This window comes from Pantoea graminicola (assembly GCF_048452665.1).
In the GTDB taxonomy this organism is placed as follows: Bacteria; Pseudomonadota; Gammaproteobacteria; order Enterobacterales; family Enterobacteriaceae; genus Pantoea.
Genome location: NZ_JBLWSJ010000005.1, coordinates 73,121 through 85,044 on the forward strand (window position 1 = coordinate 73,121; position 11,924 = coordinate 85,044).

The window sequence follows — 11,924 nt, forward strand, 5'->3', positions numbered from 1 at the left end:
ACACGCCATGCAAACATCACTGCGTCTTATCGCCCTGCTTATTCTGGCCGCCAGCAGCAACGTGCTGGCGGAGGGCACCAGCGTCTCCTACAACGGTCAGCGCGTCAGCCTTGAGGCCAATAAAGCCGCGATTAACACCGCAAAAAACCCGGCGGCGATCGCGCAACTCCCCGCCGGGCACCATTTTGTCGTACCGGGTGCCTTTACTGTGGCGGTCGCCGCGCTGAACTCGCCGCCCCTGACGGTGTTCTCCGATGACAACAAAACATTGCTCGGCAGCGAAGTCGATATCGCCCGCCTGGTGGCTGACAGCCTGGGCCTGAGGCTCAACGTCGTGCCGACGTCATGGGAAGGCTGGCCGCTGGGCGTGGCCTCGGGCAAGTATGACGCGGCGATCTCCAACATCACCGTGACCCGCGAACGCAAAGAGAAGTTCGACTTCGCCACCTACCGCAAAGATTCACTGGGCTTTTATGTCAAAAGCAGCAGCCCGATTCAGTCCGTGACCAAAGCAGAGGATATCGCCGGGCTGCGGATCATCGTGGGGTCCGGCACTAATCAGGAGGCGATTTTGCTGGCGTGGGACAAAGAGAATCAGGCCAAAGGGCGTAAAGCCTTCACGCCGATCTATGCAAAAGATGACGCTGCCCAGACCCTGGCTCTGCAGGCGGGGCGGGCCGACGCCTACTTCGGCCCCAACGTGATTGGCGCCTGGAAAGCGGCGCTGACCGGCAAAACCCGTCTGGTGGGCAGCGTGGATGGTGGCTGGCCGAAGGCGGCGCACATTGCCGTCACGGTGAAGAAAGGCAGCGGTCTGGCGGAACCTATCAGCACCGCCCTGAACGGGGTAATCGGCAATGGCGACTACCAGAAGGTACTGAATCGCTGGGGTGAGGGCGTCGAGCGCATCGACCGTTCTGAAATTAATCCCGCCGGACTGGGCGACTGAGGAGCTGACGATGAGTGAATCCACGTTTCGTGAAATCTCCCCGGAGGCACCGGAGCTGCAACCGATACTCAGCGGTCTGTTTGGTGAATATGCGGCGCGTTACGGCGACTTCTTTTCCCGCCGCAACGCACTGGAGCAGGAGCTGACCGAATGGTATCTGCCGCCGCAGGGGCTGTTTATCGTGCTGGAGCGTGACGGCGAGATCATCGCGATGGGCGCGTATAAACCCTATGACACGCAGACCGCAGAGCTGAAACGCATCTGGACGCGCCGCGATCTGCGTCGTCAGGGGCTGGCTCTGGTGGTGCTGCAGGAGCTGGAGCGGCGCGCCCTGCAGGCCGGTTATCAGCGGCTGTTTCTCACCACCGGCTTCCGCCAGCCGGAGGCGGTGCGGCTCTATACCGGGCACGGCTATCAGCCGCAGTTCGATCTCAGCGGCGATCTGGAGCGTTATGGTCAGCCACCGCACGACGGACGACTGCGTTTTATCAAAGTGATCGGCGTCCATGACGTCGCCAGGGCGAGTTAAGGAGCGACGATGAGCCAACATCAATTAAAGGTCGTGCCGGCGCGTTATCCGGCCCGGACCGCGGGCGCTGTCGTGGCGCTGTTTATTCTGGCGGGCGTGGTGCAGTCCGTGGCATTCAACCCGCGCTGGGAGTGGGGCGTGTTTGCCCGCTGGTTCTTCGATCCGGTGATCCTGCATGGTTTAGGCCAGACGCTGCTGCTGACGCTGTTCGGCACCCTGTTCAGCCTGTTCTTTGGCGGCCTGCTGGCGCTGGCGCGGCTCTCCTCATCGTGGCTGCTGAGCACGCTGGCGTGGGGCTATATCTGGCTGTTCCGTTCGCTGCCGCTGATTGTGGTGCTGATCATTCTCTATAACTTCTCCTATCTCTACGACACGCTGTCGATCGGCATTCCCTTTACCGGCCTGTCGTGGGGCGCGTTTCAGACCATCGATGTGCTGGGTCAGTTTCCGGCGGCGGTGATCGGGCTGACCCTGGTGCAGGCGGCCTACAGCGCGGAGATTATTCGCGGCGGCATTCTCGGCGTCGATCACGGTCAGGTAGAAGCGGCCTCGGCATTAGGGCTCTCCGCCTCGCGCCGGACCTTCCGCATCATCCTGCCACAGGCGCTGCGCGCCATCATCCCGACGGCATTCAATGAGATCATCAGTCTGGCGAAAGGCACCTCGGTGGTTTACGTGCTGGCGATGCCGGAGCTGTTCTATACCATCCAGATGATCTACAACCGCAATCAGGAGGTGATCCCGCTCCTGATGGTCGGTGCCGCCTGGTATCTGATCATCACCACGGTGCTGTCCGTGATTCAGTACAACGCTGAACGCTGGATGGCCCGCAGCGTCACCCGTGAACCGCAGCCGTCGCGCTGGCGTCAGTGGCGTAACCGCGCCGAACCGCTTCATTCTACCGAGGAGATCAGCCATGTCCGAAGCCATTGATTACCGCACCTCGCACACCACCGGGGCCATCAGCATCACCGGTGTCACTAAACGTTTTGGTAAGCACAAAGCGCTGGATGATGTGTCGCTGTCGCTGGAGCCGGGATCGGTCACGGTGATCCTCGGGCCGTCCGGTTCCGGTAAATCCACGCTGCTGCGCACTATTAATCATCTCGAACGGGTCGATGAGGGTTTTATTCAGATCGATGGCGACTACATCGGCTATCAGCAGCGCGGCGACAGACTGTATGAGCTGAAAGAGAAAGCGATTCTGCGGCAGCGCATCAACGTGGGCTATGTGTTCCAGAACTTCAACCTGTTCCCGCACCTCAGCGTGCTGGACAACCTGATCGAAGCGCCGGTTGCGCACCGGCAGTTAACGAAAGCGCAGGCGATAGCGCGGGCTGGAGAACTGCTCGATATTGTGGGCCTGCGTCATAAGGCCGATGCCTGGCCGCGCCATCTTTCGGGCGGCCAGCAGCAGCGCATCGCGATTGCGCGGGCGCTGATGCTCAATCCGCGCGTCATGCTGTTCGATGAGCCGACCTCGGCGCTCGACCCGGAGCTGGTTGGCGAGGTGCTCGACGTGATCAAGAAACTGGCACGTTCCGGCACCACGCTGGTGATCGTCACCCACGAGATCGGCTTTGCCCGTGAAGTGGCCGACAACGTGGTGTTTATGGTGGATGGCCGGATTGTGGAGCAGGGCAGCAGCACCCAGGTGCTCAGTCATCCGCGTCACGAACGCACACGCCGGTTTCTGGCGCGCGTGTTATGAAGGCGCTGAGGTTCACGGCAGTCGCAACGGCGCTGCTGCTGCCCGCCCTGGCCGTGCAGGCCAGCCGGACGCTGGATGTGCTGCAGAACGAGACGCCGATTCACGTCGCGGCCAGCCCGCAGGCCATCGCGAAGATCCCTGCAGGGTATCACTTTATCGAGCCCGGCACGCTGACGGTGGCGACCTCCGCCACCAACTCGCCGCCGCTGTCGCTGCTGGCCTCTGACAATGTGACGCGGATTGGCAGCGATCCTGACATCGCCAGACTGCTGGCCGACAGTCTGGGCCTGAAACTCAGGCTGGTGCCCGCCTCCTGGGAGGACTGGCCGCTGGGGATCACCGCCGGACGCTATGATGTCGCGATGTTCAACATTGCCGTCACGGAGGAGCGTAAGAAGAAGTTCGATTTCGCGACCTACCGCGCGGATAACCACGCCTTTGCGGTGAAAAGTGACAGTAAGATCAGCCGGATCAACCAGCCTGCGGATATTGCCGGCAAGCGGATCATCGTCTCGTCGGGCACCAATCAGGAGCGCATCTTACTGAGCTGGGATGCACAGAACCGGGCCAGAGGGCTGCCCGCCGTGACGCCGATCTACCTGACCGATGACGCCTCCGCCACGCTGGCGCTGCTGTCAGGACGGGCCGATGCGCAGTTCGGGCCGCACTCGATGGCGGCCTGGAAGGTGGCGTCGCGCGGTCAGACAAAGCTGGTTGGCAGCGGGCCTTTTCGCGCCTGGGTGGCGGTGACCACCCGCAAGGGCAACGGACTGGCGCCCGCGCTGCAGGCGGCGCTGGATAACGCCATAGCGGGCGGGCAGTATCAGCAGGTTCTGGCACGCTGGGGCGAGCAGGATGAAGCCATCTCTCATTCGACAATCAATCCCCCCGGCATCGTTTACTGAACCGGCAGAACCGGCGTGCGTTTCCCTGCCGGTTCTGTCTCAGGTCAGCGGATGACGACAGAATTGAACTACACTCTCCAGCGTTAGTGATTTATCCTGCCCGCCTGACCTCATAAAAACCCTCACGGCGTGCCGGAGTAATTGACCTGGAAGCCCCATGAAAATCAGATTCCTTTCTGCCAATGAGCAAAAACTGGCGGAGGTGCGCAAAATACTCGAACCTGTCGGGGTTGAAGTGTTGCCCATCGCCCGTCGCATCGAAGAGATACAGACCGAAAATGAGCTGGACCTGGTGCGCGACAAACTCACCAAAGCCTTTTCCCTGATAGGGCGGCCGCTGTTTGTCGAACACACCGGCCTCTATCTGGATGGCCTGAACGGTCTGCCCGCCGGGCTGACCCGCATTTTCTGGAATCGCCTGGACGCCGACCGTTTTACCGCGCTGGTGCAGGGGCTCGACAGCCAGGCCGTGACCGCTAAAACGGTGCTGGGCTACTGCGATGGCCGCAAAATGTATCAGTTTTCGGGTGAGCTGCGCGGCACTATCGCTGCCCAACCCGCCGGAACGCGGGGCTTTCAGTGGGACTGCGTGTTTATCCCTGAAGGCTACGATCAGACCTTTGCAGAAATGGGCGAACTCAAAAATGAGATCTCGATGCGGCGCATCGCGCTGGATCGCTTTGCCACCTTTTTAAAAACCTCGCGGAGCGTGGCATGAAACCTGAACTCAAGCGTGCTTATGATTCCGGCAAACTGATCCTGTTCGCCGGGGCGGGCATCTCGCGCAACTTTGGCCTGCCTGAGTGGCATGAACTGATCGCGCATCTCGCCAACGAGCTGGGTTACGACCCTAAAATTTTCAACACATACGGAACCCACCTGTCGCTGGCGGAGTATTACAAACAGAAAAAAGGCTCACTCGGGCCGCTGCGCAGCTGGATGGATCGTGAATGGCACCGGCCGGATATCGATGTCCGGTCTTCTGAAATTCATACCATGATCACCCAGGGGAATTTCTCCCGTATCTACACCACCAATTACGACCGCTGGCTGGAAGCGGCGCATGATGCCAACGGCGTGCCTTACTATAAAGTGGCCAATGCGGCCGACCTAGTCTCTCTTACTGAAGACAAACGCCACATCATTAAGCTGCACGGTGACTTCGACGATGACACCTCCATCGTGCTTGATGAAAGCAGCTATTTTGAACGCCTCTATTTCGACTCGCCGCTCGATATCAAACTGACGCACGACGTCATGGGCAACTCGGTACTTTTTGTCGGCTACAGCATCAGCGATTTCAATATTCGTCTGCTCTTCTACCGTCTGACTAAAATGTGGGGGCGCACCGGGCTGGCGACCGCGCGGCCAAAATCGTACCTGTTCACTAACCGGAATAACCCGGTGGCGAAAGAGGTGCTGGGGCAGTGGGGGATTGAGGTGATCGTCTCCGAAGAGGACGATCCGCGCAAAGCCCTGGCGATGTTTCTTGAGGAGCTGCTGGTGTAGTCAGCCTGTCAGGTAGCGGACGGCAACCCGAAAAAAATAAAAAACCTGCGCGTGGACAAAGTTAGCCAGCGCACCACCCGTAAACTCTAATCTCTGCTGGCAATGCATCACTGCCATGATATACTGTATTTATACACAGTACCTGAGGGCGAAAAAGATGGCTGTTGAAACAAAATTTGTAGTAGTCAGAAAGGGTGAAGAGAAGATGACGTTTGCCAACAAGAAAGAGGCCGATGCCTACGACAAAATGCTCGATATGGCCGAAGCCTTCACCGACTGGCTGTTACAGCAGCAGCCTGAAATGGGCGAATCTCAGGCAGAAACCCTGGGCCTGCTGATGGCCGATCAGAAAGATGCCGTTCAGCATATCCTGCGCACCAGCAAACTGCCGGAAGCGGCGGCCAGCGCGTCGAAGTCCGCTGCCGCTCAGGATGCCAGCGAGCAGGCAGACGAGCCCGCGACAAAGAAAGTGCGCGCCGTTAAAGCCGCGTAATCCCCACGACGCCGGAAGCGAGCCTTCCGGCGTTGCTGTTTTTGCCGGGCTATAACGGCTGGCGTCACTCAGATCTCTCTGTTTGCCTCATTGTGACTGACCTGATAACGGGTGCTCCTCCCGCCGCCTTCCAGCCTGTAAAGACAGCCTTTTTCCACCAGATCGGCCAGGTGTCGGGTCGCGGTTGCCTTACTCACTTTCGCCACTTTCTGATACTGACTGGCGCTGATGCCCAGCTCAAAACCCTGTTCTCCTCCATCCAGCAACCGGTTCAGGACTTTTACCTGTTCAGGGCTTAATCCGGTTCCCTGATGTCGCAGCCAGAATCGTGCTTTCTTCTGAGTACGTTCAATCACCTGCATCGCCTGCTGCAGGCTCTCATCCAGAATATCCAGAAACCACACCAGCCAGGGCGTGATGTCGAGATCGCCTTTCTGCGTCTGCTCCAGGATGCGGTAGTAGCCGGCACGCTGCGCCAGAATGGCGGGCGACATGGCGTAGAGGCGGATACTCTGGCTGTCCGCCTGCGCCAGCGCCAGATCGGTCAGTGCACGGGTGATGCGGCCATTGCCATCATCGAACGGGTGCAGGGTGACAAACCAGAGATGGCAGATGGCGGCGCGCAGCAGCGGGTCCAGCATCACATCCTGCTGGCTACTGTTGAACCAGGCGATGAACTCCGCCAGCTGAGGCTCCAGCCCGTGACGCGGTGGCGCTTCGAAATGGACCGTGGGGCGATCGAGGCGTCCTGAGATCACCTGCATCGGCTCACTGCCGCGCAGCGTGCCGACGCTCAGGCGCTGCACCGTCCACTCATCCGCCGGAAAGAGCCAGTGGTGCCACTGATAAAGGCGTTCCAGCGTCAGCGGCTGGCTGCGGTTATTGATCGCATCCAGCATCATCGCGGCCAGCCCCTCTGAGCGATCGGAAACCGGGTAGGGCTGCGTTTCCGACACTCCCAGCCGCCGCGCCAGCGACGACCGCACAGACTGCACGTTGACCCGCTCCTCCTCGATTGCGGAGGAGGAGAGAATATTGCTGAGCAGGGTATCCAGCGTCTGTGTCTCGCCGTCGGTCTGCAGGCTGGCACGACCCAACAGCAGGCCGCGCTGCTGCTGCAGATGGCGCAGGCGCGGCAACAGCACCGCATCCTGCCAGTGAAAATGGGGCCAGTCGGGCTGCTGCCAGATCCAGGTGATGCTCATAAACGGCTCGCGGTCAGGAGGAATGAGCCGAATAGGTATAATTATTCGGCTCATGAAATGAGTCGATAATAGCGAATAAACGGCTCAGCGGGCAACCTGGCGGAGTGAAAGAGAGAAAAAAGGACCCGAAGGTCCTGATTGTTTAGCGGGAGAACTGCATAAACGTGTCTGAATAGTAGTGAACGATCCAGGCAACATAGGCTAACCAGACGATCATCCCCACAGCTAATCCGGATTTACCAATCATAGAACTCTCCTCGGTGACAGGGTTACAGCCGCGATAGAGATAAACTGACAGTAATACCGGCTGGCAGTATTGTTTCAGATCAAAAAAAGCCCGTTCATCATCAAAGCCATAATCCCTTTCAGATCATCTTCCCCGCACCACACGGGCTGAATCCTTTCGCGCTGCCTGACAACCGCCGTTAAAGTTCAAAAAAACGCCGCCGATAGAGGATAAAGGGAGCACCACATTCACAGGGAGGGCAAGAAACAGGTAAATTTTCAGGGGAACCACGATGGCCAGTCAGGTAACACATAAAAAAAAGATGAGCACCCGCACGCAGATGCTGGTCATGGGCGGGCTGACAATAATGCTGGGATTCAGCGTCACCATTGGTGTCCTGAGCTGGCAGTCGGCCGGTGAGCAGAAGTCGCTGGCAGAGAAGTATCTGCAGCAGATTGCTCAGAGCCGTGCGCTTCAGGTTCAGCAGGAGCTGAGTCATGCGCGCGATGTGGCGAACCACCTCGGACAAAGCGTCATTGCTTTACCCCACGCCGGGATCGGCGATCGTAAAGTGGTCGATAAGGTGATGGAGTATGCGCTGCGCGCTAACCCGGATTATCTGTCGATGTCCGTGACCTTTGAACAGAACGCCTTTGACGGCCGCGATGCGGAGTTTGCGAAGCTGCCCGGTCAGGCACCTGAAGGTCGCTATGCCTGGTTTGTGGACCGCGATACCGCCGGCAACTACGTAATGCACCCGCTCGACTCTTTCCTGACGCCTGGCGACGGGGATTACTACCTGGTGCCGCATAAGGCCGGAAAAGACACACTGATCGAACCCTACAGCTACGCCTATAACGGCGTCCCCACGCTGCTGACCTCTGTCGCCTCAGTGATTTTCGAGCAGGGCGCCCTCAAAGCAATCGTTACCGCCGATATCTCGCTGGCCTCCCTGCAGCAGAAAGTGAACCAGATTAAACCCTGGCAGGGCACCGGATATGCCCTGTTGCTCTCGAATGGCGGCAAGGTGGTCTCCTCCCCGGTGAAAGAAGAAGCCGGAAAAGTGTGGAAAGGCGAGAAAGACAATTTTACCCCGAACGTCGTCGAACATTTCGATCCGGTACTGGGTGAAAAGGCCCTGATGACCTGGCAGCCGGTGGTGATCGGCAACAGCGACAAACCCTGGTATCTCGGCGTGGTGGCACCGGTGAGTCAGGTGATGGCCGCCGCTAACCGCCAGCTGATGTGGGCGGTGCTGCTGATGGTGGTCAGTATTCTGCTGGTCGGCACCGTACTCGGCATGCTCTTCAGCCGTAAAGTGTTAAGGCCGATTGGCGGTGAGCCCATCGAGGCGGCGAACATTGCGCTGGCCGTGGCAGACGGCCGACTGGACAACACCATCAGCGTGAAGAAGGGCGATAGTCACAGCCTCTTCTTCGCCCTGCAAACGATGCAGAATCAGCTGCGCGAGATCGTCGGCCAGATCAAAGATGCCAGCGAATCGGTGCGGCAGGGCGCGGGCGAAATCGCCAGCGGCAACCTTAATCTGGCCTCGCGCACCGAAGAACAGGCCGCCGCGCTGGAGCAGACCGCTGCCAGCATGGAGCAGATCAGCGCCACCATCCGGCTCAACGCCGACAACGCTAAACAGGCGACCAGCCTGACTGAAAACGCCACCCACATCGCCAGCCGCGGGGCCACGCTGGTGGGCGAGGTGGTGCAGACGATGGCGCAGATCGATGACAGCTCGAAGAAGATCGGCGACATTACCACCATGATCAACAGCATCGCGTTCCAGACCAATATTCTGGCTCTGAACGCGGCGGTGGAAGCGGCGCGGGCAGGCGAGCAGGGGCGCGGCTTTGCCGTAGTGGCCTCAGAGGTGCGTAACCTGGCGCAGCGCAGTGCGAACGCGGTGAAAGAGATTGGCGCCCTGATCGAGGAGTCGAGCGTCAGAGTCGAAAGTGGCGTCCGGCTGGTAAACGATGCCGGTCAGACCATGCAGGCGATGATGCACGCCGTCAGTTCGGTGCAGGGGATCATTGGCGAGATGGTAACGGCCTCCGATGAACAGGCCCGCGGCATCAGCCAGATCACCATTGCCGTCAATGAGATGGACGGCACCACCCAGCAGAACGCCGCGCTGGTGCAGCAGATGTCGGCGGCCGCCAGCTCGCTGGAAGATCAGGCCCAGCAGCTGGCGCAGTCGGTCGAGCAGTTCCACCTGGCGTAACATCCTGCATGCCGCCGCATCTGAAAAGTGCGGCGGCTCAGGAGGTGCGCGTGCGCCGCAGGATACATACGCCCCTGTGGCGTGTGCAGGCGCGTCGCCTTAAGCCGGTCAGCCGCTGACCGCCGTGCATCACTGCTCCGTCAGCCGCACACCGCTGCTGGCATCAAACAGGTGCATCTTCTCCGGATTCACGGTCACCGGCAGCGTACCACCCGGCACCGCGTCGCTGCGCCCGCTGAGCTGCATATGCAGCGGAAAACCCTGCCAGTTGAGATGCAATAGAGTAGACTCGCCGGTGATCTCCACGATGCTGACCGTGGCTGGCTGCCCGCTGACATCGCTGATTAGATCGTGCGGGCGCACGCCCAGCGTGACCGGCTGATCGGCCTGCCGCTGCGCGGCATCATGCCAGCGACGCGGCAACGGCAGCCACTGTTCACCACAGCGCAGCCCCGGCAGGGCATCCCGCGTCTCAAAGCGGGCCGCCAGCAGATTCATCGGCGGTGAACCGATAAACCGCGCCACGAAGGTGTTAACCGGGCGATCATAAATCGCCAGCGGCGCACCCTGCTGCACAATCACGCCCTCTTTCATCACCACGATCTGATCTGCCAGCGTCATCGCTTCGACCTGATCGTGTGTCACATACACCATCGTGGTTTTGAAACGCTGATGCAGCGATTTGATCTCGGCACGCAGCTCCATTCTTAGCTGTGCATCCAGGTTCGAGAGCGGCTCATCAAACAGAAAGACCTGCGGATTTCGCACCATCGCCCGGCCCATCGCCACGCGTTGCCGCTGTCCACCCGACAGCGCGCGGGGATAGCGCTGCAGCAGCTGATCGATACCCAGAATCGCGGCAATACGGGCGATTTTGCTTTTCTGCTCCTCGCGCTTCACCTTCTTCACCTGCATGTGGAAAGCCAGGTTTTCGGCCACGGTAAGATGCGGATAGAGCGCATAACTCTGAAACACCATAGCGATATCGCGGTCAGCCGGATCGAGGTCGTTAATGCGTTTTTTATCCAGCATGATCGCCCCATCAGAGACGGTATCCAGCCCGGCCAGCAGCCGCAGCAGGGTCGATTTACCGCAGCCGGACGGGCCGACCAGCACGGTGAAACTGCCATCGGGAATGGTTAAATCCAGCGGATGCAGCACGCTCTGTTTACCGTAGCGCTTCGCCACCTGTACAAGTTCAACACGGGCCATAATCAGCGCACCTCATTGGAAAGTTGGAGTTGTTGCCAGCTGGGGTAGCGGCGGGGAGAGCTGCTTATCGCCTGGGACGCCACATCGATGCCCCAGCGCAGCGCAGTATGGGAGGGCTGACCGTAGAGCAGCGCGGCGAGAAAGCCGGCATTAAAACTGTCACCGGCGCCGATGGTGTCGATCACCGTCACCGGCTGCGCGGCGGCATACTGCACCGAGGCGGCCGACCAGAGTCGCGCACCCTCTGCGCCACACTTGATCACGCAGCCGCCGCGACCGCTGAGCCGCGCGGCCAGCCAGGCACCGCTTTCGTCCAGCCGCGCCGCACCCGTTAACCCCAGCGCTTCCACCTCGTTCAGGAGCAGCCAGTCGCACGCCGCCAGCCAGTGGCCGACGTACAGGCGGACTTCATTGCTCCAGCCTGCGGGCGGCCAGCCGGTATCTACGGCCACGCAGAAGCCGCGCTGCTGCAGCGTCGCCAGCAGCGTCGGGTAGTGCTGATAGAGTTCAAGACAGAGAAACGTGCCGCACAGCAGCACGATGTCGCCCGGCACCGCCTGCGCGGGCAGCTGTGCCAGCACATCCTCTGCGGTCAGCACGGTAATATGACCATAATTGCTGAGAAAGGATCGCTCGTTATCGGGATGGGTCACCCCGACCGTCAGTGAAGTTTCACAGGGGTAGCGCGGCCAGTGGGCGGCGCTGTGGGGAAAGTGGCTGGCAAGCCAGTGACTGAACCCGTCGTCACCCTGATTCGCGATAGCCCGGTGAGGCACCTGCATCGCCTCCAGCGCCAGCGCGCAGTTTCCGGCGGAGCCGCCGGGGCGTAACTCGCTGTGCTGCAGCATCACTTCCGTGCCGCGCTGCGGCCACTCGCCGAGCGTGCTCATGATTAAATCGACATTGATATTGCCCACCACATAGAGGGTGGATGCGGTAGTCCCGATCATGA

General features: G+C 60.1%; 12 protein-coding genes. 9 read left to right on the forward strand and 3 right to left on the reverse strand.

Going from position 1 to position 11,924, the window contains the following annotated elements:
* Positions 1–7: 7 nt before the first annotated feature.
* From ACNY69_RS13225 to ACNY69_RS13260, 8 genes are all read left to right on the forward strand, one after another.
* Positions 8–949 (forward strand): ABC transporter substrate-binding protein, encoded by a 942-nt coding sequence (locus tag ACNY69_RS13225; RefSeq protein WP_293772336.1) that lies wholly within the window; start codon positions 8–10, stop codon positions 947–949.
* Positions 950–959: 10 nt separating this feature from the next.
* On the forward strand, positions 960–1,478 hold the full coding sequence (locus ACNY69_RS13230) for a GNAT family N-acetyltransferase (RefSeq protein ID WP_418798671.1): 519 nt from the start codon (positions 960–962) through the stop codon (positions 1,476–1,478).
* 9 nt (positions 1,479–1,487) lie between these two features.
* The gene (locus ACNY69_RS13235; protein WP_128086787.1) at positions 1,488–2,411 is read left to right on the forward strand and encodes an amino acid ABC transporter permease; all 924 of its coding nucleotides are present in this window, start codon (positions 1,488–1,490) and stop codon (positions 2,409–2,411) included.
* On the forward strand, positions 2,395–3,189 hold the full coding sequence (locus ACNY69_RS13240) for an amino acid ABC transporter ATP-binding protein (protein ID WP_375717668.1): 795 nt from the start codon (positions 2,395–2,397) through the stop codon (positions 3,187–3,189). The genes ACNY69_RS13235 and ACNY69_RS13240 overlap by 17 nt, the downstream gene beginning before the upstream one ends.
* Positions 3,186–4,094 carry an ABC transporter substrate-binding protein gene (locus ACNY69_RS13245; protein WP_111138398.1) on the forward strand — a complete coding sequence of 303 codons (909 nt, stop codon included), beginning with the start codon at positions 3,186–3,188 and terminating at the stop codon, positions 4,092–4,094. Before ACNY69_RS13240 ends, ACNY69_RS13245 begins: the two co-directional genes overlap by 4 nt.
* Positions 4,095–4,251: 157 nt before the next feature.
* On the forward strand, positions 4,252–4,812 hold the full coding sequence (locus tag ACNY69_RS13250) for a non-canonical purine NTP pyrophosphatase (RefSeq protein ID WP_111138399.1): 561 nt from the start codon (positions 4,252–4,254) through the stop codon (positions 4,810–4,812).
* On the forward strand, positions 4,809–5,603 hold the full coding sequence (locus ACNY69_RS13255) for an SIR2 family protein (protein WP_111138400.1): 795 nt from the start codon (positions 4,809–4,811) through the stop codon (positions 5,601–5,603). The genes ACNY69_RS13250 and ACNY69_RS13255 overlap by 4 nt, the downstream gene beginning before the upstream one ends.
* Before the next feature lie 157 nt (positions 5,604–5,760).
* The gene (locus tag ACNY69_RS13260; protein ID WP_111138401.1) at positions 5,761–6,096 is read left to right on the forward strand and encodes a YebG family protein; all 336 of its coding nucleotides are present in this window, start codon (positions 5,761–5,763) and stop codon (positions 6,094–6,096) included.
* 68 nt (positions 6,097–6,164) lie between these two features.
* Here the strand turns inward: ACNY69_RS13260 and ACNY69_RS13265 are convergent, their stop codons facing one another.
* Positions 6,165–7,301 carry a Fic family protein gene (locus ACNY69_RS13265; protein WP_418798674.1) on the reverse strand — a complete coding sequence of 379 codons (1,137 nt, stop codon included), beginning with the start codon at positions 7,299–7,301 and terminating at the stop codon, positions 6,165–6,167.
* Between the two features lie 518 nt (positions 7,302–7,819).
* Between ACNY69_RS13265 and ACNY69_RS13270 the strand changes: the two genes are divergently transcribed.
* Positions 7,820–9,760 (forward strand): methyl-accepting chemotaxis protein, encoded by a 1,941-nt coding sequence (locus ACNY69_RS13270; protein ID WP_111138403.1) that lies wholly within the window; start codon positions 7,820–7,822, stop codon positions 9,758–9,760.
* 129 nt (positions 9,761–9,889) lie between these two features.
* Here the strand turns inward: ACNY69_RS13270 and ACNY69_RS13275 are convergent, their stop codons facing one another.
* Both ACNY69_RS13275 and ACNY69_RS13280 read right to left on the reverse strand, forming a co-directional pair.
* Entirely contained in the window at positions 9,890–10,972 is a 1,083-nt protein-coding gene (locus ACNY69_RS13275) for an ABC transporter ATP-binding protein (RefSeq protein WP_418798676.1), read from the reverse strand.
* 2 nt (positions 10,973–10,974) lie between these two features.
* Positions 10,975–11,922, reverse strand: a complete 948-nt coding sequence (locus ACNY69_RS13280; RefSeq protein ID WP_418798678.1) for a carbohydrate kinase family protein — start codon at positions 11,920–11,922, stop codon at positions 10,975–10,977.
* Positions 11,923–11,924 lie beyond the last annotated feature (2 nt).